This is a genomic window from Leucobacter komagatae (assembly GCF_000834055.1).
Classification (GTDB): Bacteria; Actinomycetota; Actinomycetes; order Actinomycetales; family Microbacteriaceae; genus Leucobacter; species Leucobacter komagatae_A.
This window is the reverse complement of record NZ_JXSQ01000019.1, coordinates 39,100-62,016: the sequence shown is the minus strand read 5'-3', so window position 1 is coordinate 62,016 and position 22,917 is coordinate 39,100. Positions and strand designations below refer to the sequence as shown.

The window sequence follows — 22,917 nt, the reverse complement described above, 5'->3', positions numbered from 1 at the left end:
TCGTTGTCGACCTCAGCTACTCGGGGGCGATCTACGCCTCGGTGCGCGCGGCACACCTCGGCCTGGCCGTCGAGCCGGAGCAGTACACCGACCTCATTGCGCTCGGCCGCGAGATCAAGTGGGCGCTCAACGAGTCGCCCGAGGCGCAGTTCGCCGACGACCCGCGGCTCTCGGGCGTGTACGGCACGATTCTCTGGGACGATCTCGGCAGGCACGACGGCGGCCCGGCGCAGCGCAACATCACCGTGTTCGCCGACGGCGAGGTGGATCGCTCCCCCTGCGGCTCGGGCACCGGCGCCCGCGTCGCGCTGCTCGCCGATAGCGGCGACCTCGGCTCCACCGAGACGCTCGAGCACCGATCGATCGTCGACACCGAGTTCGCCGCGCGCTGGGAGCCGGGCGCCGCGCGCCCCGACGGCACCCAGACCGTGATTCCGCTCGTCACCGGCACCGCGTACCAGACCGGCGAGCACCGCTTCATGCTCGACCCGGCCGACGCGCTCGGCACCGGGTTCACGCTGCGCTAAGCCCGCCCCGGCGCGGGTTCGGCTAGCCTGGGAGCGAACCGAACCCGCGACAAACTATGCAGACACGCACCGGGTCGCATATGGCAGTTGTTGTCGCTTCGCCGCAGCCGTGGCGACAACAACTGCCATATGTATTGCTCGGGGCTGGGGGTATCGCAGGGAAACAGATGAGGGGGTGAGGGCGAGGTCTTGGTGAGAGCCGTTCGAGTGGCCGTGAGCGCTGCTGCGCTGCCCCCAACCGCTGACTGGGGGCAGCGCGCCACGAAGTTCAAGGCCCAAGGTTACGTTCTCGCCGCGACCCTCTTTGCGGCGAGCGCCGCATTCGTGTGTGTGCCGCGCTATGCGCACTTCTCCAGGTTCATGGTCGGCACATTTCTCGTCTTTGCCCTCACGTTGACTTGTGTCGCTATCTCGCTGTGTTTCCAATCGAGGTGGGTCGCCCCACCCGGTGTCGTGAGCTACATTGATTCACCCGGCCAGACCCGATTCGCAAGGTCTCCCGCCATTGCACTCACGCTGGGTCTCAGCCTCACGCTCATCATGGCTGCGGGAGCCGGGTTTGTCGCGTACACGGTAGCCAGCGGGTTCGTCAGCCACGGCAGGGCGGCTTTCGCAGTCATTCCGCGTTCTGCGTGGGTCTTTGCCCTGCTGTTTCTCATACAGACCGTCATGATGTGGCGGGGCACGCGCCGAGCTGCACTCGGGCGACGCGGCGCCACCGTCGCTCCCGGCGGGGTTACCGTTGCCCAGTTGCTCACGACCGTCGATGTGAACTGGCACCACATCGCTGACGCTCGCATGCAAGTTGCCGTTGTGGCCACCACTCCCAAAGCACGTGCCGTGCCTTGCCTTGCGATCGAACTCACAAGCGGCGACGTGCTGTTGGCCGAAGCGACGGAGCTCGGCTCCGACCCGAACGCCGTCGCCGCGTTCATTCGCTACTACCGCGACAACCCCCGGGCGCGCGAGCGACTCGTCGACCCCGCGGCGGCGATCAGCCACTTCAGCGAGGCACAGGAGACCCGTTGAAAGGGCCTCGAAAGCGCCCAGACCCCGGCACGGGTTCGGCTAGCCAGGAAGCAACCCCACCCCGCGCCAACCTATCTAGGCACGCATCGGGCCACATATGGCAGTTGTTGTCGCTTCGCCGCAGCTATGGCGACAACAACTGTCATATGTAGCGCGCGGCACTGGGGGACGCAGAGCGGCAGCGCGGCGGCGCGGCAGCGCTCAGCGGGTAGCCGGGGCGCGCGAGATAGAGTTTCTCCAAACACGTAGCTGCGAGGGGAGGATCCCGGTGATCGAACAACGGCGGGTCCACTCCATGACGCTCCGCGAGCAGGCGCTCGCGGAGCTGCGCACGCTCCTCATCGCGGGCGAGCTGAAGCCGGGCCTCATCTACTCGGCGACCGCGATCGCGACCCAGTTCGGGGTGTCGCACGGCCCCGTGCGCGAGGCGATGCTCACCCTCGTGAACGAGGGCATCATGGAGCCCGTGCGCAAGCAGGGCTTCAGGGTCGTCGCGCTCAGCGACGCCGATCGCGAGAACATCGCAGACCTGCGCACGATGCTCGAGGTGCCCTCAATGGCGCGGCTTGCTGGCTCGCCGCGGGTGCGGGCGCGGGCCGACGACTTCGCGGCGATCGTCGAGAAGTTCTTCGTCGCCGCCGAGGCCGGCGACCTCATCGCGTTCTTCGCTGCCGATCACGAGTTTCACCTCGGGCTGCTTCGGCTGCTCGACAACCCCCGGCTCACCGACATCGTCGGCACGCTGCGCGACCAGACGCGGCAGTACGGCATTTACGAGCTCGCCGTGCGCGGTGAGCTCGTCGCGACGGCGCAGGAGCACCGGGATATTCTCGACGCGCTGCTCGCGGGCGACGCCCCGGCCGTCGAGGCGCTGATGCACGACCACCTGCGCTATTTGCGCTGGAGCGGGTGGAGCTCGCCCGACCTCGGCGCCGCTCCCCTCGTGCGGTAGGCGGGGAGGCAGCGGGCCGGCAGCCCGGCGGCCATAGCCCCGTCTTGCGCTGCGCCACCCTCCCGGGGTACTCTGTGCAATGTCACACATTACGAATGGCCCAGATACTCCCCCTCCCGAAAGGAATCTCTCAATGGCTGAGAAGAAGCCCTGGCACGGCGTTATCGTCGCGTCGGCACTGCAGTTCAAAGACGATCTCTCCGTCGACTACGACAAGTTCGCAGAGCACGTCCAGTTTCTTGCCGACAACGGCTGCGACGGGATCGCCCCGAACGGCTCACTTGGCGAGTACCAGAATCTCACCGAGGCAGAGCGCGCGAAGGTCATAGAGGTTGCTGTCGACGCAGCACCCAAGGGATTCACGGTCATGGCCGGCACCGGCGCGTACGGCGCAATGGAGTCGCTCCGCTGGGCAGAGCAGGCGGCCGAGGCAGGCGCAGACTGCGTCATGCAGCTCCCGCCGAACACGTTCCGCGCAAACCACGAGCAGGTCAAGCACCACTACGCGACCGTCGCCAAGGCAGGGCTGCCGATCGTTGGCTACAACAACCCGCTCGACACGAAGGTTGACCTGATCCCGTCGCTCATCGCTGAGATCCACGAGGCAGGCCACATGGTCGGCGTCAAGGAGTTCACCGGCGACCCGCGCCGCATCTACGAAATCCAGGAGCTCGCTCCGACGATGGACATCCTCATCGGCACCGACGATTCAGTGCTCGAGGTCGGCATCGCCGGCGCAGTCGGCTGGGTTGCCGGCTACCCGAACGCGATCCCGCAGGCGACCGTCGAGCTGTTCAAGCTCTCGACTTCGGGCAACGTTGCCGATCTCGAGCGCGCAAAGGTCATCTACCGCGACCTGCACAAGCTGCTCCGCTGGGACACTAAGACCGAGTTCGTCGAATCGATCAAGCTCTCGATGGACGTGCTCGGCCTGTACGGTGGCCCGAGCCGCCCGCCGCGCCTGCCCCTCGCAAAGGAGATCGCAGACAAGATCATCGCCGATACCCGAGAGGCCGCCGAAAAGGGCTACGGCAAGTAGAGTTCGCAGTACCAGCGGGGTGGATCGTGCGACTTTCGGGCCGCACGGTCCACTCCCGTCTCGGGGATCCGCCCCTCACTTCCGGGCCCCGAACACCCCATCCGTTCAGAGTTCTCTCCAGAAAGGCCGCCGATGCGCACATCCCGCGTCTTCCACGCCGTTGATTCGCACACCGAGGGCATGCCCACCCGCGTCATCACGGGAGGCGTCGGCACGATCCCAGGCGACACGATGGCCGAGCGCCGCACCTGGTTCATGGAGCACAACGACGAACTCAGAGAACTCCTCATGTTCGAGCCGCGCGGCCACGCCTCAATGAGCGGCGCGATCCTACAGCCGGCTACCCGCCCCGACTGCGATTGGGGTGTCCTCTACATCGAGGTCTCCGGCTGCCTCCCCATGTGTGGCCACGGCACCATCGGCGTCGCGACCGTGCTCGTCGAGACAGGCATGGTCGAGGTCACCGAGCCCGTCACCACGATCCGCCTCGACACCCCAGCTGGCCTCGTCATCGCCGAGGTCGCCGTGAACGACGGCCAGGCCGACAGCGTGACGATCACGAACGTGCCCTCGTACTCCGAGCGGCTCGGCGCTACCGTCGACGTGCCCGGCCTCGGCACCGTCACCTACGACCTCGCCTTCGGCGGCAATTTCTACGCCATCGTCGAGCTCGAGTCGCTCGGCATTGAGTTTCGCGAAGACCGCTCAAACAAAGACGAGCTGCTCAAGGCCGGCCTCGCCATCATGGATGCGATCAACGACGCCGACGCACCCGTGCACCCCGAGCGGCCCGACATTCGCGACTGCCACCACGTGTATCTGCAGGCCCCCGGATCCACCGCTGAACGCTCCCGCCACGCAATGGCGATCTACCCCGGCTGGTTCGACCGCTCCCCCTGCGGCACCGGCACGAGCGCGCGCATGGCGCAGCTGCACGCCCGCGGCGAGCTGCCGCTCCACAAGGATTTCATCAACGAGTCGTACATCGGCTCACGCTTCGTCGGTCGCCTCGTCGAAGAGACGATCGTCGCCGGCCGCCCCGCGGTCATACCGAAAATCACCGGCCGCGCGTGGATCACTGGTACCGCGCAGTACATGCTCGACCCGAGCGACCCGTTCCCGAAGGGATTCCTGCTGTGACCTCCACCCCCGCGGCGCAGAGCGTCGAGTTCTTCTCGGCCGACGAAGTGCGCGAGCTGCTCAGCTTCGAGACCGCCATCAACGCGCTCGAGGTCGCCCTCCGTGACGGGCTCTCACCGGAGAGCGATGGGCCGCGTCTGTTCGCCGACGCACCGAACGGTGAGTTCCTGCTCATGCCCGCCCAGAGCGGCACCTTCAGCGGAGTGAAGGCCCTCACGATCGCGCCTGAGAACCCCGAGCGCGGGCTCGAGAAGATCCAGGGCCTCTACCTGCTCTACTCGTCCGACACGCTCGCGCCAATCGCGGTGATGGAGGGGTCGTGCCTCACGGCGATCCGCACCCCTTCCGTTACCCTCACCGCGGTGCGCCACCTCGCCCGGCTCGCACCGGCTGGCGCCGAGCTTGGCACCGACCCGCGCATCCTCGTGTTCGGCGCCGGCACACAGGCAATCGAGCACATTCGTGCCGCCCTCGTCGACTTCCCAGACGCCACCTTCGAGGTCATTGGCAGGCGGCCCGAGCGCGTCGCCGCAATGATTGCAGAGCTCGGGGCACGCGCGGCGACCGCGGGCGTTTCCGTCGTCGCACCAGCCGACCATGATGGGGCGGTCTCCGCAGCCGACATCATCATCCTCACCACGACGTCGACCAGCCCCGTGTTTGATGGAAGCCTCGTCGGCGCGAACGCCATCGTCGCGGCGACGGGAACCCACGGACTCGACGCGCGCGAGGTTGATGATGCCCTCGTGCGTCGGGCAGACGTGGTCGTCGAGGGGCGCGGATCCGCGAGGCGCGAAAACGGCAACCTCGCAACGACTTACGACGATGCCGCATGGGAGTCGGCGCCACCGGCAAACCTCCAAGACCTCGTGCTCGGCAATTTCACCCGCACATCCGACAGACCGGCGTTCTATACCGGCGTAGGTATGTCGTGGGAGGATCTTGTGTGTGCGAGCGCTGTGTACACGGCGCGCACGCACCCATAGCCACCGTAGGAGCCCAAATGTCCCCTCAGTCAACGCCCGAACGCCGCCTGACCCCGCTCAAGCGGCCCTTAAACCTGCGCGAATCTGTTCTTGAGCAGTTGCGCACCGCGATCATCACCGGCGAAATTGCTGAGGGCGCACTCGTGTCGGCCCCGACCCTCGGGCAGGCGCTCGGTGTGTCAGCGACGCCCGTGCGCGAGGCGATGATGGATCTTGCGCGTGAGGGCCTCGTCGAAACGATCAAGAACAAGGGCTTCCGCATCACGGCGATGACCGACAAGGAGCTTGACGACCTCGCCGCGATCCGCATGCTCATCGAACCGCCGTCGATGCCGGCCGCTGTAGGCCGCATCTCCGAGGAGGGCTTCGAAGAGCTTGAACGCATGGCAGACGCCTGCCTCGTGGCCGCGGAGACCGAGGATCTGCAGGAGTACCTGCGCTACGACCGCGAGTTTCACCACTTCGTGCTCTCGCACATCGACAACCCGCAGCTCACCGAACTCGCCACCTCGCTGCGCGTCCGCACCCGCCTCTACGGCCTGAAGGCACTCGCCGAAACGGGGCGACTGAGCCCGTCGGCACACGAACACCACGAACTCATCCGCATGCTGCGCGCGGGCGACGGCGCAGGCGCCGAACGGCTCATGCGCGAGCACATCGGCCACGCGCGCACCGTGTGGGCAACCGGCACCGACGAACACCCCGAGGCAGCAGGCACCAACGAATGACAGGAAGCCCAGCATGACAGGCCGCACAGACGTCATCATCATTGGCGCGGGCATCATTGGCGCAGCCACCGCCTATTTCGCGACGCTAAACGGCCTGTCGGTCACTGTGGTCGAGCGCGGGCTTCCCGCGAGCGGCACAACGTCTCGGTGCGAGGGCAACATCCTCGTCTCCGACAAGGAGCTCGGACCCGAGCTTGAACTCATGCGCTACTCCCTCGATGTCTGGAAGGGTGAGCTCGCCGAGTTCGGCCACCTCTGGGAGTTCGAGGCGAAGGGCGGCATCATCGTTGCTTCACATGAAACAAGTCTCGCCTCGCTCGATCGCGTCACCACCTCCCAGCGCTCCCACGGCATCGTCGCCGAGCCGCTCGACGTTGCAGCCCTCCGCGCACTCGAGCCCAACGTCACCGACCAGGCGCTCGGTGCCGCGTTCTATCCGGAGGACAGTCAGGTACAACCCATCCTCGCTGCCTCCCACCTGCTCCGGCTCGCACGCGATCGGGGCGCAAACCTCGTCGTGAACGCGCCGGTGACCGGGTTGCTGCGCGACGGCGATCGCGTGACCGGCGTGCGCACCCCACAGGGTGAATTCTCCGCGGAGCATGTAGTGAACGCCGCGGGAACATGGGCGCCCGAGATCGCGGCACTTGCGGGCGTCAATGTGCCAGTGAACCCGCGTCGCGGCTTCGTGCTCGTCACAGAGCCACTCCCCCCGATGGTGCACCACAAGGTGTATGCCGCCGAGTACATAGACAACGTGGGCTCGGGCGACGCATCCCTCCAATCATCGCCCGTTGTCGAGGGTACGCCCGCCGGCACCATTCTCATCGGCTCGAGCCGCGAGCGCATCGGCTTCGACAGCACCGTGTCGACAGACGCGCTGCGCCAGATCGCGGCGAACGCCATCGAGCTTTTTCCGTTTCTCGAGCGCACCCGCATTCTCAGGCACTACCACGGCTTTCGGCCGTTCTGCCCAGACCACCTGCCCGTCATCGGGCACGACCCCCGGGCACCGGGGCTCTGGCACGCGGCCGGCCACGAGGGCGCCGGCATCGGCCTCTCCGTCGGCACCGGCAAGCTGCTCGGCCAGGCACTCGCCGGACTCCATCCAGATATGCCGCTGACGGAATTTCGACCGGAGCGTTTCGACGAACCGGGATACGGCGACCATGAGCACGGCACCCCCACCCAGGTCGAAACGGAGGCCTCCGCGTGAGCACAAATAAGGAGCCGTCACCAGGCGGCAAGGTCCAAGCGAGTTTCGAAGGAGAGCCGCTGACCTGCGCGCCCGGGGCGAGCGTTGCCGCGGCACTCATCGCAACAGGCAAGAACGCCTGGCGCGAGACCCGCAGTGGCGCGAGCCGCGGTCTCTTCTGCGGGATCGGCGTGTGCTTCGACTGCCTCGTAGAGATCGATGGCGAATCGGGCCAGCGCGCGTGCATGATCCCGCTCGCCGATGGCATGGACGTGCGGCGAGCGACCGGGCCAGGCGCAGGCGATCACAGCGGAGAAGCTTCAGTGCTCTCAGCCGGCGAGGGCGACGAGGCATGAGTAACGACACTGCAGCGGGTCTTCGCCAAGTGGGAGCCGCACCCAAGTTCGACGTCGCCGTCGTGGGGGCGGGGCCGGCCGGTCTGGCCGCAGCCGCCGCGGCCGCCGCGGGTGGCGCACGCGTCGCTGTCATCGATTCAGCTGAACAGCCTGGCGGCCAGTACTGGCGGCACCGCTCAGAGGCAGCTGGGGTGCGTGACAGCGGAGAGTTCCACCATGGTTGGGGCGAGTACCTCGCCCTCCGGGCACGCTTCGACGCGGGCGTGACCGCGGGCACAATCAGCTATTTCCCGGCAACCTCGGTGTGGATGGCGCGCGCGCTTCCCGCACAGGCGTCGCCAGAGGCTGCGGCCCCCGCGTTCGCGCTCGAACTCGCACCCGCCCACGGCGGTGGGCACAGCCCAGTGCCTGGGATCCGCTCGGCGACACTCGTCCTCGCAACCGGCGGCTACGACCGACAGCTGCCGATTCCCGGCTGGCAGCTTCCCGGCGTCATGGCTGCAGGCGGCATTCAAGCATTCGTGAAGCAGAACGGCATGCTCCCAGGCAAGCGTTTTGTCATCGCCGGAACCGGCCCGTTCCTCCTTCCCGTCGCGGCAAACATCACCCAGGCAGGCGGCTCGGTCGCGGCTGTGCTCGAGTCCGCTTCGCTCATGGCCTGGCTGCCGCGTGCTCACCGTGCCGCCGGCGTGCCGTCAAAGGCAATCGAGGGAGCAGGGTATGTTGCCGCCTTCATCAGGCACAGGGTCCCCTACAGGATCCGCACGGTGATTACCGAAATCCTCGGCGAGGACACGGTAGCCGGTGTGCGCACAGCGAAGATCCGCGACAGCGGGGAGCTCATTGCGGGCAGCGAACGTGAAATCCTCGGTATCGATGGCGTCGGCCTCGGGTGGGGCTTCACTCCGCAACTCGAACTCCCCGTGCAACTCGGCGTGCAGACACGCGTCGACGTCGACGGTTCGCTCGTTGGTGTCGTGGACGAGGTCGGCCGCGCGTCGACCCCTGGGCTCTTCCTTGCCGGAGAGGTCACTGGCGTTGGAGGCGCACCACTGTCGGTGCTCGAGGGCGAGATCGCCGGTCGCGCAGCCGCAGCCGACGCTCTGGGGAGCGCTACCGCCCTCACGGGCGCTGAACGACGAGCACTCGCCCGGAATCGCTCGTTTGCTGAAGCTATGCACCTCGCGCACCCCGTCCCGGCTGGCTGGGCGGACCGCCTCACCCCGGACACCACGGTCTGTCGCTGCGAGGAAGTCAGCGCTGGCGAGCTTGGACACGCGCACGACAGCCTCGCTGCGCACGACCTCCGCACCGAGAAGGGCCTCACCCGCGCAGGCATGGGCTGGTGTCAGGGGCGTGTCTGCGGGTTCGCCGTGTCGTGCCTGTCGGCGGGAGCTGGCCGGGTTGGCAGCGATCCCGCCCCCGCAGCGCGCGACGCCGCGGCCTCGCTCGCGCAGTCTGCGAAGCGCCCCCTCGCCCAGCCGCTGCCGCTGAGCGCGCTGCGGGAGCTTGGGGAGGGCCCAGGGCTTTAGTGGGCTGGGATAGCCGGAACACTCGGCGGTAAGCCTGGGTCTCACGGTCGCAGCCGCAGTATTGGTGCTCGTTCCCGCTGCGCTCTTCGGGAGACCGCTCATAGGGGGCTCGCAACCCCTGAGACCATCGGCCGAGCCAGTTGGCGCACGGCATTTGCCGTTCTCCGGCGGATTCTTGCAGCCTTTTACTGTCGCCGCGATCGTGCAGGTTGCAGTGTATGCGACCACCGGGCAGGTCGTGCTCTCGACGTTTTACGCAGTGCCCGTGGTGTTGTGCGCGTTCGTCGCCCCGGCACGAGCACTGCTCGACGCGTCCAGGGTCGTGCCGCTGATCCTCTGCCGCTAGGGAAGCCCTCAATGGGAGCGGTGCCGCGCCCAAATCCCTCGCGAATGACACGGATCTACGCGATAGGCTCGCCTCACACTGGCACCCACGAGAGGACTTCGAGTTGACCGAAGCTGTTGCGCCACGTCGCCGACCCAAAGTCGCGCTCGTTGTTGCGACTGTGGTTGTCGCAGCACTCGGTATCATCGTTGCCGTCATGGCGATGACTGGGAGCGGGTGGTTCACGAAGAGACCCGTAATGCATCAGGTCGAGCTTCGTGTCCAGTCGTCGACCGATTTCAAAGTCATTTACCGGTACATCACCGCTGAAGGCAATCAAATCTCGGTGGAAGAGCATGCAAGTAAGAACTTCGCCGCAGAGTTTGAGTCAGCGCCAAGTTCTTTGCAGTTCAGTGTTTCGATGCCCCAGGGAACCGCCAATAGTGGAGACCTCAGATGCTCGGTCTATGTCGATGGTGAGCTCGACACCACCAAATTTAACGATGCCGGGTGGGTGAACTGCGACAGCAGCATTGGAGAGAGCTGACAGCGTCGTGATCCGTTCCAGACGCGGCAGCACTAACGCTTTGAACGCGGTTGCCAACCCTGTGTGCCGGCACCATTGCGGAGTCTCCCGGGCTTTCTTGGCTTGATACCGATCAATTGGAAGCGTTCATTGGGATTCGGCGGCCCATTGTCACGGGTTCGAACGAGCAGCGCGGATGGCAAGGCGCAGCTTCTTGCAGGCCCAGTCGTAGTGACTCGAAGTTGCTGAGACACAGTACGCGCCAAGTGAGGTGGTGCCTGTCCACGAAAAGTGTTGCTTCTCGAACAGCTCGACGTCCGTGTATCTAGCGATGAGGTCGAGCACCGAGGCGTGACTGTTATCGAGCGCCGCCAGGGCCTCAGCAAGTGTCGTGTCGACATGCGAGTCACGGAATTCCACGTTCATGCCCGCATAGTTGCGCCAAGAATAGGGTGCCGGGAGAAAGGGCACGGCTTCACCGCGTTCATTGGCCGAAACCCAGTCGAGCAGCAGGCCATGCCAAGAAGCGAGATGCACCAACACGTCGCGCAGGTTCCGGTCACGCTGCCAGTGAGCTTCGGGCTTTGAGAACGCAGGGCCGAATCGCAGCGGTGACGTGCGCTCGTCCGGCGTCATGCCGGCGATGAGTTCGGTCAGGACTGCATAGCGGGCGCCAGCGGCGTCCAGGAGCTCTACGCGCGTTGTTGGTCTCGTCACGGCCACGGCCTCCTTCGGTCGACAGATGAACGATCATTGCTGTAGCAATTCTATGGATGACCCGGCAGAGCGCCCGTGGGTACTGCGACGGCCCTGTCGCAGGCACCGGTCATCCCCCGCCAGGCATCTGTGCATCTCGCACGCCAGCGCCAGAATCGGAACGAGCGCGCTACAGGCCTGGGTATTGGAGAGACGCATTCCGCCGATGAGCAGAATCATGGTCACATCAAGATACTCACGATGCCCGTTTCGCCCGAGGTCTGCCTCGTATTTGGCGGGCGCTGGCCGTTTCGGTGCTGGGTCGACACCGGCGCGGTCGGCTGGCGGAAGTGGGTCTCGGGACGCGACGTGATCCCACCGCAAGCCAGGTGCAGCGTTCGTTGCGCCCGCGGCCGCTCGGTGTGCGAGGATCGATGCGAGCTGGCACGAGCGCGTTCCTGTGACGAGAGACGGGGTGACCATGCGAATAACTGTCGGCAGCATGATCGCGGTCATCTCGGGCGTCGCTATGATCGCAGCGCTGCTGGTGTTCGGAGTGATCGGCATCGGCCGCACCGTAGGCGCGGGTTCCGAGGCTCAGGTGTGCGGGACACGGGTCGGGGTTGCGGCCTCATCTGACGGTTCGGTCCGTCTGCTCGGCACCGAGACGGGTGCGCTTTCGGTCGGTGACAGGTCGCGCATTGGGGCGTTCTGCGTCGTCGAGGTTGTCGATATCAACGCGAGCGCACCCGCGGCGCCGAACGCGAGTACCGACGGTGGAGGCGCCAGTGTGCAGCTCAGATGGCGCCTCTGGTGAGTCGGGTCTGCGACCTGGCAGCGTGACGCCGCCCCACGAAACATTCGGTCTCGCAGGGCGGCGTGCTGCTCCTCGGCGGCGTTCGCTGGGTTACGCGCCCAGGTATGCCTCGATGACGCGCGGATCCTCCGCGAGCTCCGAGGCGGGCCCCTGCAGGGTCACCCGGCCCGACTCGAGCACATATGCCCGGTCGGCGATCTTCAGCGCGGCCTTCGCATTCTGCTCAACGAGCAGCACCGTCGTCCCCGCTTTGTTGACCTCGCGAATGATCTCCATGACCTGCTTCACGATGAGGGGTGCGAGGCCCATCGAGGGCTCGTCGAGCAGCAGCAGCTTCGGCCCGCCAACAAGCGCACGCCCGAGCGCGAGCATTTGCTGCTCGCCGCCCGAGAGCGTGCCACCCTGCTGGTCGCGTCGCTCTGCGAGTCGAGGCATGAGTTCGTACGCGTGATCTGCGCGAGCCGCGATGAGCTTCTGGTCCTTCACCAGGTACCCACCGAGCAGGAGATTCTCGTGCACAGACAGCGTCGAGAATATGCGGCGCCCCTCGGGGATGTGCAAGAGTCCGGCCCCCACCATGTCCCACGGCTGCAGCTTCGTGAGGTCCATGTCGCCCCAGGTGACCCTGCCGCTTTTCGCACGGACAAGCCCCGAGAGCATCGACAGCGTCGATGTCTTCCCTGCGCCGTTGTTTCCGAGCAGCGAGACGATCTCGCCCTCGTTCACTTCGAGACTCAGCTCGCGGAGCGCGTGCACACGGTTGTAGTAGAGCTCAACGTTTTCGAGTACGAGCTTGCTCATTCCTCTTCCTCTCCGAGGTAGGCGGCGATAACCACAGGATTATTCTTGACCTGCTCCGGTGTCCCGTCTGCGATCTCTTTTCCGTAGTTCAACACGACGACGCGTTCCGAGATCTCCATCACGAGCCCCATGTCGTGCTCGATGAGCACGATGCTCACGCCTAGGTCGCGGATCTTGCGAATGAGCCCCATGAGCTCGTTCTTTTCGTTGTGGTTCAGACCGGCGCCAGGCTCGTCGAGGAGGAGCAGCTTCGGCTGCGTCGCAAGCGCTCGGGCGATCTCAACCCGCCGCTGCTCACCGTACGGGAGCTGCGTGACGAGCAGTTCGTCGTCAGCCCGGAAACCGACGAAGTCGAGCCACCCGCGGGCGTCCTCCGTGCACTGCGCCTCGCTGCGCTTGTAGCGGGGAGTGTGCAGCATCGCATCGAACACGTTCTGGCCGAGGTGCGAATGCATACCCGTCTTCACGTTTTCCAACACCGTCATGTCTGAGAAGAGGCGCACGTTCTGGAACGTGCGCGCCATCCCGCGCGTGGTGATGTAGGAGGGCTTGCGGCGTGTGACAGGTTCGCCGTCAAAGACAACCGTGCCCTCGTTGGGGCGGTAGAAGCCCGAGATGCAGTTGAACGCACTCGTTTTCCCCGCACCGTTGGGCCCGATCACCGACACGATTTCGCCCTCGTGCACCGAGAAGCTCAGGCCGGCGACGGCCTTGATCCCGCCGAACGAGACCGCGAGGCCCTGCACTTCAAGGAGCACTGGCCGCGAGTCTGCGGGTGCTGTGCTGCTTCCCGCGGCAACTGTTGGGCTCTCCGTGGCGCTCATCGCTTCCCCTCCTCGTCTTCGGCCCGCTCGGTCGCATGGTCTGCGCCGTCGTGCACCTCTCCGTCGTAGTCGGCGTCGACGCCGACAACCCCAACAGCCACTGTTGGTGGGATTTCGGGAATCTCGCGTTTTTTGAGGAACGGCAACACGGCGTTCGCTGGCCAGATGCCCTGCGGCCTGAAGATCATCGCGACGACAAGCAGCACACCGAACAGCAGGAATCGCCACTCTGAGAATTCGCGGAGGAACTCGGGGGCGAGCGAAACGAACAGCGCGCCGATGATGACACCCGGCGTCGAGCCCATGCCGCCGAGCACGACCGCCATGAGCACGAGCGCCGAATACAAGAACTCGAAGCTGTTCGGCGAAATTGCCGACAGGTGGCCGGCCATGAGCGTACCGGCGAAGCCGCCCCAGACTGCGCCGATGATGTAGGCGGCGAGCTTGGTGGTGTAGCCGTTGATTCCCATCGCCTCGCTCACGTCTTCGTCGTCGCGGACCGACTTCCATGCGCGGCCGAGCTTGCCGCGGCCGAGCCTTGCGACGGCGACGACGGCGAGGCCGATACCGACGATGAGCACGAAGTAGTAAAACAGGATCTTCGGCCCGAAGTGTACGCCGCCGATATCGAGGCCGTCGTCGAAGGACCAGCCAAAGAACGACCAGCTTGGGATCCCGTGGATGCCAGAGGGGCCGCCGGTGATCTTCAGGTTGTTCGCGGTAATTCGGATGATCTCTCCGAAGCCGAGGGTGACGATCGCGAGATAGTCGGAGCGCAGGCGGAGCGTTGGCCCGCCAATGACGATTCCGGCGATGATGCAGGCGATGACGACGAACGGGATCGTCTCAAGCATCGAGAGCCCGAACTGCGTCGTGAGGATGCCGCTCGTGTAGGCGCCGACCGCCATGAATGCGATGTATCCGAGGTCGAGGAGACCTGCGTAGCCGACAACGACGTTGAGGCCCATCGCGAGGACGATGTAGATCATCGCCGATGTGAGAATCGAGATGAGGTAGGGGGTGGCGGAGATAAACGGGAGCACGAGCGCCGCGATGAACAGCACCGCGCCGACGATCTTCATGAAGCGGTCAGGGGCGAGCAAGCCGGCAATGGGGGCAGGCCGCTGGATGAACGGCTTCGGCGCCACGAGGCGCGGCGTAGTTGCTTTAGCCATGATCACACCCTCTCAACCACGCGCTCACCGAGCAGGCCGGTGGGGCGGAATACCAGGAACAGGATGAGGAAGCCGAACGCGAACACGTCGCGCCATTGGCCACCGAACCATGAGGTGCCGAACGACTCGAGTAGGCCGAGCACGATACCGCCCAACATGGCGCCGTACAGGTTGCCGATGCCTCCGATGACGGCTGCCGTGAAAGCCTTCAGCCCGATGACGAACCCCATGAGAAAGTCGATCGTGCCGTAGTAGGCCGCGGCCATGACGCCTGCGGCCCCCGCGAGCGCGGAGCCGATAAAGAACGTGCGAGAAATCACCCGGTTGACGTTGACGCCCATAAGCAGGGCGGCTTTCTGGTCAAGCGCGATGGCACGCATCGCGCGGCCCTCCCGCGAGTGCATCACGTAGCGCTGCAGTGCGAACATGAGGATCGCTGCGACGAGCATAAGCACGATCTGCGGCATCGTCACGCGAGCGCCGAGGATCTCGAGCGGCTCGCCCTGCAGCCGGATCGGGAAGACGAGCGGACTTGCGCCGAAAATCTGGCGAACCGCGTATTCGAGCGTGAAGGATACGCCGACGGCGGTGATGAGCGCCGCGAGTCGCGGGCTCGTGCGCAGCGGACGGTACGCGATCCGCTCGATTGCCACCCCAATGCCGCCGGTGAGCAGCATCGTGATGAGGAGGACGAGAAGTAGAACGGGGATCGAGCCAAGGCCGAACAGCCCAGTGAAGCCACCGAGCACGACAAAGGCGAGGAAGGAGCCAAGCATGTACAGGTCGCCGTGGGCGAAGTTCAGCAGCTTAATGATGCCGTAGACCATGCTGTAGCCGAGGGCGACTAGGGCGTAGAACGAGCCAACGAAGAGCCCGTTCCAAATGAGTTGGAACACAGGTGAACCTCTCTGCGACGGTGAGGAGGGGTTGGAGGGGTGTGGCGACCGGCCGGTCTCGACCAGAACGGGTCGAGGCGCGGCCGGTCACCGTGTTCCCTAGGACAGGTCGTCGGAGAGAACGAATGAGCCCTTCTCGCCGGTCGGCGCGACGATTACAAAGCCGCCGCCCTCGCGTGAACCGTCAGCTGCGAAGGTGAGGTCTCCGGAGAGCAGCGGAAACGCCTTCATCCCCTTGAGCGCCGTGTTTACTGCTTCCGCGTCGGTGCCGCCAGCCTCTTCCATGGCTGCCGCCATGACCTTAACCGCCTCGTAGGTCTGCATCGAGTACGGGCCCGGGTCGGCTTTGGCGAGCTCAGTGTATGCCGCCACCCACTTGTCGCCACCCTCGAGCATGTCGGGGGTGCGCGTGAACGTGCCAAATACGTTGTCGATCGCGGGGCCCGCGATCGCGGCCAGCTGGGCGTCTACCGAGCCGTCGCCGACGAGGACGACGCCGTCGTACCCGGAGGAGCGGAGCTGGTCAATGAGCAAGCCGCCGGCCTGGTAGTAGCCGGTCCAGTAGATGAAGTCGGGGCTGACGCCAAGCACGCTGTTAATGTTCGCGGCGAAGTCCTTCTCATCGGGATTCACCGACTCACGCTTCACGATGTTGAGGTCGCCCGCCTGCTCTTCGAAGGAGTTCGCAAGGTCCACCGAATAGTCGGTGTTGTCGTCAATCAGCACAACATTCTTCGAGCCAAGCTTCTCGGCGTAGGCGATTGCCGCAGCGGCCTGCTGCGTTCCCGTACCGTTGATGAGGAACGCACCCTGGTCGACGAGCTTGGTCGAGTTTGCTGCGGGAATGACCATCGGCACTCCCGCACCCTCGAAGACCGGAAGCGTCGGGAGCGTTGCGCCCGAGCAATAGCCACCGACAGACCCGTGCACACCGGCGCTCACGAGCTTGTTCGCAGCGGATACGGCCTGAGTTGCGTCGCAGCCGTCGTCTTCCGTGATGAGCTCGAGGTCGCGGCCGTCGACGCCGCCGTCTGCGTTGATCTCGTCGATTGCGAGCTGCGCACCGAACTTCATGTAGTCACCGAAGGCGGCCTCGGAGCCGGAGAAGGGTGCCAGCATCCCGAGCTTGATCGGGCCATCGCTCGATCCACCGTCGCCGCCGCCCGCAAGCCCACCGGAGCAGCCAGAGAGCACCAGCGCAGCGGAGGCCGCGATCGCGCCGATGGCCGCAACGCGCCGCATGCGTGAGTTAGAACGTGAAATCATTTGCGATTCCTTCCAATCATTCATCATTGAATTAGTGACAGGGATGCATTCTGCGCCGCACAGGCCGTCATTGGCCAAATACTCTCGACACCAGCAGGTACCCGTCAGTGCAATGTTACTGATTTGCTTGGGGAGCGCAAACAAAACAGGTCACGATTCCGACACGGTCTCACATGAACGCGACAAGAGCGCCGTCCGCAGCCGGGCGCGGGGCTGGGCCCCGCGCCCCCAAAACAAGAACCCCCGGGGCCATGTCGGCCCCGGGGGTTGATGTGCCTCGACCGCGTCGAAACCTCAGCTGTGCTCAGTCGAGGGTAACGAGCCGAACTTCGAGCGTGCCAATGATGAGCTCGCGCGTCGCGGCAACTGGCACGCCGGGCGCGAGCTCCCGCTGCTCGCCGGCAGCGTCAATCGTGAACACTCCATTCGTTGAGTGAAGATCCTCGATCGTCCAGTCGTCACCGGTCAGGCGCAGCCGTGCATGAGACTTCGAGAGCGTGCGTGTCGCGTCAGGCACCAGCAGCACCTCCGAGCCCTCCACGGCAACCGGCTTGCGTCCGACGACGACGTCGTCCGAGGCAAGCTCAAGCTGCTGCCCGTCAGGGAGCTGTATTGCCCATCTCACCCTGCGCGAAACGACGACCGTTTCATCGAAGTCGTCGTCAAGTGGTGCCGGCTCGCTCAGCTGCGACTCGGCACGGCTCGCGAGCGATGCCACCGGTGCCGCGGAAGTCGACGCCTCGGGCGGAACGACCGCAGCGGGGGCGGCCATCGGTTCTGGCTGCGACGCGGGGTTGGGCACGGGCGCAGGCTCTGGAAGCGAAACGGGCTCGGGCAGCGGTGTTGGCGCGGGAACAGGCTCGGGCTCCAAAATCGCGGCCGCAGCCGCCCCATCCGCTGGTCCGGCTACCGATGCCGCGGGAGGCTGGACGCTCGGGTGAACGGGCGGAGCGAGCGGGGGAAGCACTGGCGCGACCTCAGCCGCGGTGACTCGCGTCTCCGCGACGGCCTGGGGGATCGCCGGTGCCGGCTCCGGCTCGGCTGCGGCAGCAGCCCCGACAGCGGCTTCGACAGCTTGAGCCGAGGGCGTCCACGCATCGTTGGCCGCGGCAGCAGCAGCATTCTCGGCGGATGTGGCTGGCGCTTGTGGCTCCGGGAGTAGCGGGGCCTCCGGGGGAATGGGCGCGGGCTGCGGCCATGAGAATGGACGCGCGTCGAAGCTGCTGCCGAAGGAGGGGTCTCGCGAGGGCTGCTGTTCGTTGGCGAGGCGCTGGAAGTTGCCCTCGGTGGTTTTTCCGAGGCCCCACGGGTTGTTCTGCGGCACACCGGCTGTTGGGGTTGACGGGAAGGGCGGCGCTGCAGGAACAGGGCCTGGCGTCGGGTGATCGCCGGGGCTCAGCGGTGTCGCCGCCGGGTGCGGGGCTGGTGTTGGCAACGGCCCAGTCGGGCTTGCTTGCTGGGGGTGGGTCGGCTGGGCTTGCTGCGAACCGAACCCCTGTGGCACCGGTGGCATGGCGGTGTGCTGTTGGCGTTGGTGAGGCGCTGCGCCAGGGAGCAGCGGGTAGACCTGCCCGTCTGGCCCATACTCGACGAGGCCGCCAGCGTGTGGCCGCCAGGACTCTGCCTGGCGGGTACCTGCGCCAGCGGCGTAGCCGCGATCCTGCAGCCGGCTGCCGAGGAGGGTCGCCCACATGGGCGCCAGCAGTGCGCCGAGCACCGTCATCCCGGTGGTCTCCTCGTGCTCCTGGTTGATGCGGTGGATCGCGATAACCGACATCACGTAGGTGACGAGTTGCAGGCCGGGGATAATCCCCAGCACAGCGGTCCATCCCGGCAAGCCGCCACGCTCGATGAGCCGCCACTGGTTCCAGATGGGGATCCAGCCGTGCGCGGCGGGCAGGCCGAGGTAGGGGAACAGCCTCGCCAGCGCCCAGAGGTACCACACGTAGACGCCGAGGCCCACGACAGACCAAATGCCGATGACGGCGAGAATGGGCCCGCCAAATCCGCCGAATCCCATATCGTTGGGCATGGTTTCCTCACTTTAGCAGCGACGTTTTGCTGTACCAACGGTACCGCGACTCTTTGCAGACGCTCTACTTCCGCTGCGCCAATCTTGCTGGCTCCTACTCGTTGCCGTGCTTCGTGGGCACATAGGCAAGTTGGGCGACCTGGTGCCCGCGAGCTCGCGACACGATTTGCGCACGGCCGGGCAAGCTCGGAACAGCTTTGACCTTGCCGATGAGCTGACCCTCATCTGGGCTGCCGCTCAGCAGAATGCCGGTGACGCCGAGGTCGGTCATTCCCTGCAGGATCGGGTCGTAGGCTGCGCGCGAGGCACCGCCGCTGCGCCTCGTGACGATGACGTGCAGGCCAACATCGCCGGCTTGCGCGAGGAGCTGGGCGAGCGGCGCCGCCGGGTTCCCCTGCTGAGTGGCTACGAGGTCGTAGTCATCGATCATCACGAAGCCCTCTGCTCCGCTCCACCAGGAGCGGTTGCGCAGCTGGTCCGTGGTGACTTCCGGGCCCGGCAGGCGCCCGCGGAAGAACTCAACGAGCTCCGCGATCGCCGCCGTCGCCTGCTCCGCGCTGGTGAGGTACGCGCCGAGGTATGGCTCGGGGATCTCCCCGAGGTGCGCCCTGCGGTAATCGATCATGAATATACGCGCATCGCCCTCTGCGTATCGGCGGGTGATCTCGTGAACGAGGCCGCGGAGCATCGACGACTTTCCCGAGCCCGAGTCGCCGTAGAGAAAGAGGTGCGACTCCGTCGCCGGGTCGATCCCGACGGGCGCGAGCGCTGCCTCGTCGAGGCCGAGAAGCAGCTCTCCCGAGACGGCGGCTGGGTGTTCGCGCAGCTCTTCGAGCGGCAACACGGACGGCAGCAGCCGCAGTTTCGGGCCCGGTTCGCGCTGCCACGCACTCGAGATCTTCGCGACGAGATCTTCCACGCCTTCGGAGAGCGCCTCGCTTGACCCGACACCGTCGATGCGCGGCACCGCGATGAGCATCTGCAGCCCACTCTGGTCGAGGCCGCGGCCCGGGAGCGCGGTGACGTTGCCCGCAGCCTTGCGCGAGATCTCGGAGTCGGCGGAGTCGCCGAGCCTGAGCTCGACCTTGCCGCCGAGCAGGTCTTTGAGCGCCGGGCGAATCTCGAGCCACCGGTTCGCGGTGACGACGAGGTGCACGCCGAGGCCGAGGCCGCGCGCCGCGATCTCTTGCAGCGCGAGGTCGAGCGTCTCGTAGTCGTTGCGCAGCGTGCCGTAGCCGTCGACGATGAGGAAGATGTCGCCGTAGCCGTCGTCGACGAGCCCCTGCGTGCGCCGCGACCGGTAGGTGTCGATCGAGTCGATGCCGTGCCTGCGGAAGAACCCCTCGCGTGCGTTGAGCAACGAGGTCACTTCTGCGACGGTACGTCTGATCACCTCGGGCTCGCTACGTGTCGCGAGACCCGCGAGGTGCGGCAGCCCGGTGAGACCCGCGAAACTGCCGCCAAAGTCGATAACGAAGGCCTGCACCTCGTGCGGCGTGTGCGTGAGCGCGAGGGCGGCGAGCAGCGACCGGGCCGCGGTGCTCTTGCCCGACAGCGGCGCGCCGACGATGGCGAGGTTGCCCTGTGCGCCGGAGAGGTCGATGGCGAGAGTGTCGCGGCGCTGCTGCAGCGGCACGTCCACGATGCCGAGCGGCACGGTGAGCCTGCGGTGCTCGCGCCACCGGGGCGCGTGCAGGCCGAGCTCGTAGCTGACCGACAGCTCGCCGAGCAGCTGGTCGAGGCTTGCAGGGTCTTCGAGTGGTGGCAGCCACACCTGGTGGGCGGCCGGCCCCTCCCCCGCCATCCGGCTGACCGCGAGGTCAAAGGTGCTGCGGGTTTCTTCGGGCTCTGCGGCGGCGCGCTCGGCCGCGCGCTGCTCCGCCTCGGCGTTCGCAGAGGCGGCCTCCGCGGCCGGGTCGACGAGGCCGTGGGCTGCCGCGGTGAAGGGCACGATGTTTGCCGTCGCGGATCCGCCACCATCGATCGCCTCGACCTTTGCACGCCGTGCCGGTGGCGGGCCCGACACGTACGCGGCACGGAACTGCGTCAGGTGCTCATCACTGCCGACCTTCAGCAGGCCGCCGCCCGGCTCCTGCGGCAGGTGGTAGGCGTCTGGCACGCCGATGACGCTGCGCGATTCGGCAGCGGAGAAGGTGCGCAGGCCGACACGGTACGAGAGGTGGGTGTCGAGGCCCTTGAGCTTCGACTCCTCGAGGCGCTGCGAGGCCATGAGCAGGTGGACGTGGAGCGAACGGCCAAGGCGACCGATGGCGACGAAGGTCTCGATGAACTCGGGCTTGGCGCTCAACAGTTCGGAGAACTCGTCGGCGACGATGAGCAGCGCGGGGAGCGGTGGCAGGTCGTCGCGGCCGTTCTTTCGCGCTTTCTCGTATTCGCCGACGTTGACGAAGTTGCCCGCGGCGCGCAGCAACTCTTGGCGGCGGGTCATCTCGCCGAGCAACGCGTCTTCCATGCGGTCGACGAGGCTGATCTCTTCGCCGAGGTTCGTGATGATCGCCGAGACGTGGGGCATGTCTGCCATGCCTGCGAACGTCGCGCCGCCCTTGAAATCGATGAGCACGAAGTTCAGCTGCTCTGGTGAGTGCGTGAGTGCGAGCGACAGCACGAGGGTGCGCAGCACCTCAGATTTACCCGAGCCCGTCGCGCCGATGATGAGGCCGTGCGGGCCCATGCCCTGCGACGCAGACTCCTTCAGGTCGAGAATCAGCGGCGCCCCCGACGTGTCTTGCCCGATGGGCACGCGCAGGCGGTCGCGCTCTGGCAGGTAGCGCCACGTTTGGGCGAAGTCGAGGTCGCGCACGTCGGGCATGCGCAGCAGATCGACGAGTTCCAGCTGCCGATTGCTGCCGCTCTTCGCTACCGGTCCGCTGCCGTCGGCGCTGTGGAGCGGGGCGAGTCGCCTGGCGACGGCCTCTGCCTCGATGACGCTCATGTTGTCTGGGGCGAAGTGCAGCAGTCGGCGTGAGCCCTCGAGCAGGTCGGCGCCGCCGTCGTAGAGTGCGAGCCTGCCGCGGTTGGGGTTGTCTGACTCGTCCCACTCCTGCGGCAGCTCGAGCACGGTCACGCCCTGCAGCCCGCCGCCGAACACGGCGTCGCCGCTCGCGACTCGCGCGCCGTCGACAACGACGAGCACCTGCTGCCCCTCGACGGGGGCGTCGCGCACGAAGCGTGGCCGCTCGCGCACCTCGGTGGGGAGCATGCTCAGCAGCGTGGTGGTGTCTGCCCCGATCATGCGGGCGGGGCCGAGGCTGTCGCGCAGCCTGGGCGACTGCACGTGCGGCAGCCACTTCGCCCACTCCCAGTGGGGCAGCTCGTTGGGGCCTGCAGCGACGACGATGAGCAGGTCTTCGGGGCTCTGCATCGTTGCCAGGTGGGTGATGATGCCGCGTGCGAGCCCGCGCACCCGGTCGAGGTCTTCACCGACGATTTCGAGGGCCTCGTAGCCCGGAATGCGCAGGTAGGTGGGCAGCCCGGCCTGCATCGCGTGGGTGGCGATGAAGCGGTGGGCCGCCGTCGCGGCGACGGGGTCGAGCTGCGCGGCCGGCGGAATCTCGGGGGCCTCAAGCGTAAACACGAGCGGCTGGTCGCTCACGCCGAGCCTGGCGGTGAGGTGGTCTTCGCTGGTGGCGTCGCGTTCCCACACCCGCGTGCTGTCTTCGACGAGGTAGCTCAGCGTGCCCGGGTCGGGATAGCGCCAGTTGCGCTCGCGCCGCTGCGCCCGCGCGCCGTTGCGCACCGTCGTGCGAAGCTCTGCGAGGTAGGCGAGGTACTCGCGCCGCGAGCTCATCAGTTGCGCTTGTCGCTGTGCGCGTTGCCGCCACCCGTTGACGAACACGAAGCCGAGGGCTGAGATGAGAAACATGCCGCCCGTGAGCCACCCGGTTGGGCCGGAGTTTGAGACCGACACCATGATGATGGCGCCGACGCTTCCGAGCATGGGAAGCATCGAGGTGAGGATGCCGCCGCCGCCGTCTGCAGCTTCGAGCTCGGGCGGGGGCTGAACCGACAGCGTCCCTGAAGGGACGCGTGGCGGCGCGAGGCGGCTACTCATTCA

General features: G+C 66.3%; 21 protein-coding genes. 13 read left to right on the top strand and 8 right to left on the bottom strand.

Annotated elements, in window-relative coordinates:
• The 12 genes from SD72_RS12490 to SD72_RS12435 all read left to right on the top strand — a co-directional run.
• Positions 1-527, top strand: a 527-nt coding sequence (locus SD72_RS12490; RefSeq protein WP_042544793.1) for a proline racemase family protein, incomplete at its 5' end; no start/stop codon positions are given.
• A gap of 192 nt (positions 528-719) precedes the next feature.
• Positions 720-1,556 carry a PH domain-containing protein gene (locus SD72_RS12485; protein WP_157000573.1) on the top strand — a complete coding sequence of 279 codons (837 nt, stop codon included), beginning with the start codon at positions 720-722 and terminating at the stop codon, positions 1,554-1,556.
• Positions 1,557-1,824: 268 nt separating this feature from the next.
• Entirely contained in the window at positions 1,825-2,508 is a 684-nt protein-coding gene (locus SD72_RS12480; RefSeq protein WP_198141963.1) for a GntR family transcriptional regulator, read from the top strand.
• A 133-nt stretch (positions 2,509-2,641) separates the two neighbouring features.
• Positions 2,642-3,547: a dihydrodipicolinate synthase family protein gene (locus SD72_RS12475; RefSeq protein WP_042544790.1), complete on the top strand. Its 906-nt coding sequence runs from the start codon at positions 2,642-2,644 to the stop codon at positions 3,545-3,547.
• Between the two features lie 132 nt (positions 3,548-3,679).
• On the top strand, positions 3,680-4,687 hold the full coding sequence (locus SD72_RS12470) for a proline racemase family protein (protein ID WP_042544789.1): 1,008 nt from the start codon (positions 3,680-3,682) through the stop codon (positions 4,685-4,687).
• Positions 4,684-5,673 (top strand): ornithine cyclodeaminase family protein, encoded by a 990-nt coding sequence (locus SD72_RS12465; RefSeq protein WP_052492664.1) that lies wholly within the window; start codon positions 4,684-4,686, stop codon positions 5,671-5,673. The genes SD72_RS12470 and SD72_RS12465 overlap by 4 nt, the downstream gene beginning before the upstream one ends.
• Before the next feature lie 17 nt (positions 5,674-5,690).
• Positions 5,691-6,401 (top strand): GntR family transcriptional regulator, encoded by a 711-nt coding sequence (locus tag SD72_RS12460; RefSeq protein ID WP_042544788.1) that lies wholly within the window; start codon positions 5,691-5,693, stop codon positions 6,399-6,401.
• A gap of 13 nt (positions 6,402-6,414) precedes the next feature.
• Positions 6,415-7,617 carry an NAD(P)/FAD-dependent oxidoreductase gene (locus tag SD72_RS12455; protein WP_042544787.1) on the top strand — a complete coding sequence of 401 codons (1,203 nt, stop codon included), beginning with the start codon at positions 6,415-6,417 and terminating at the stop codon, positions 7,615-7,617.
• The gene (locus SD72_RS12450) at positions 7,614-7,952 is read left to right on the top strand and encodes a (2Fe-2S)-binding protein (protein ID WP_042544786.1); all 339 of its coding nucleotides are present in this window, start codon (positions 7,614-7,616) and stop codon (positions 7,950-7,952) included. Before SD72_RS12455 ends, SD72_RS12450 begins: the two co-directional genes overlap by 4 nt.
• A complete protein-coding gene (locus SD72_RS12445) occupies positions 7,949-9,484 on the top strand; it encodes a (2Fe-2S)-binding protein (protein WP_042544785.1) in 1,536 nt (511 codons plus the stop codon). The genes SD72_RS12450 and SD72_RS12445 overlap by 4 nt, the downstream gene beginning before the upstream one ends.
• Positions 9,485-9,659: 175 nt before the next feature.
• Entirely contained in the window at positions 9,660-9,830 is a 171-nt protein-coding gene (locus tag SD72_RS12440; protein ID WP_157000572.1) for a hypothetical protein, read from the top strand.
• Between the two features lie 103 nt (positions 9,831-9,933).
• The gene (locus SD72_RS12435) at positions 9,934-10,356 is read left to right on the top strand and encodes a hypothetical protein (RefSeq protein ID WP_042544783.1); all 423 of its coding nucleotides are present in this window, start codon (positions 9,934-9,936) and stop codon (positions 10,354-10,356) included.
• A gap of 150 nt (positions 10,357-10,506) precedes the next feature.
• On the opposite strand, the gene SD72_RS12430 is transcribed toward SD72_RS12435, so the two are convergent.
• Entirely contained in the window at positions 10,507-11,052 is a 546-nt protein-coding gene (locus SD72_RS12430; RefSeq protein WP_042544802.1) for a ClbS/DfsB family four-helix bundle protein, read from the bottom strand.
• Positions 11,053-11,512: 460 nt separating this feature from the next.
• Between SD72_RS12430 and SD72_RS12425 the strand changes: the two genes are divergently transcribed.
• Complete coding sequence (locus SD72_RS12425) at positions 11,513-11,848, top strand: hypothetical protein (protein WP_198141962.1); 336 nt, start codon at positions 11,513-11,515, stop codon at positions 11,846-11,848.
• Between the two features lie 90 nt (positions 11,849-11,938).
• Here SD72_RS12425 and SD72_RS12420 read toward each other — a convergent pair whose 3' ends face one another.
• From SD72_RS12420 to SD72_RS12390, 7 genes are all read right to left on the bottom strand, one after another.
• The gene (locus tag SD72_RS12420) at positions 11,939-12,649 is read right to left on the bottom strand and encodes an ABC transporter ATP-binding protein (protein WP_042544781.1); all 711 of its coding nucleotides are present in this window, start codon (positions 12,647-12,649) and stop codon (positions 11,939-11,941) included.
• Positions 12,646-13,473 carry an ABC transporter ATP-binding protein gene (locus tag SD72_RS12415; protein ID WP_084767190.1) on the bottom strand — a complete coding sequence of 276 codons (828 nt, stop codon included), beginning with the start codon at positions 13,471-13,473 and terminating at the stop codon, positions 12,646-12,648. Before SD72_RS12415 ends, SD72_RS12420 begins: the two co-directional genes overlap by 4 nt.
• Entirely contained in the window at positions 13,470-14,648 is a 1,179-nt protein-coding gene (locus SD72_RS12410; protein ID WP_198141961.1) for a branched-chain amino acid ABC transporter permease, read from the bottom strand. Before SD72_RS12410 ends, SD72_RS12415 begins: the two co-directional genes overlap by 4 nt.
• A gap of 2 nt (positions 14,649-14,650) precedes the next feature.
• A complete protein-coding gene (locus SD72_RS12405) occupies positions 14,651-15,544 on the bottom strand; it encodes a branched-chain amino acid ABC transporter permease (RefSeq protein WP_042544780.1) in 894 nt (297 codons plus the stop codon).
• Positions 15,545-15,643: 99 nt separating this feature from the next.
• A complete protein-coding gene (locus tag SD72_RS12400; RefSeq protein ID WP_232299756.1) occupies positions 15,644-16,810 on the bottom strand; it encodes a branched-chain amino acid ABC transporter substrate-binding protein in 1,167 nt (388 codons plus the stop codon).
• A 304-nt stretch (positions 16,811-17,114) separates the two neighbouring features.
• Positions 17,115-18,842 (bottom strand): FHA domain-containing protein, encoded by a 1,728-nt coding sequence (locus SD72_RS12395; RefSeq protein WP_084767189.1) that lies wholly within the window; start codon positions 18,840-18,842, stop codon positions 17,115-17,117.
• Positions 18,843-18,936: 94 nt separating this feature from the next.
• Positions 18,937-22,914: a type VII secretion protein EccC gene (locus SD72_RS12390; protein ID WP_042544777.1), complete on the bottom strand. Its 3,978-nt coding sequence runs from the start codon at positions 22,912-22,914 to the stop codon at positions 18,937-18,939.
• Positions 22,915-22,917: the final 3 nt, after the last annotated feature.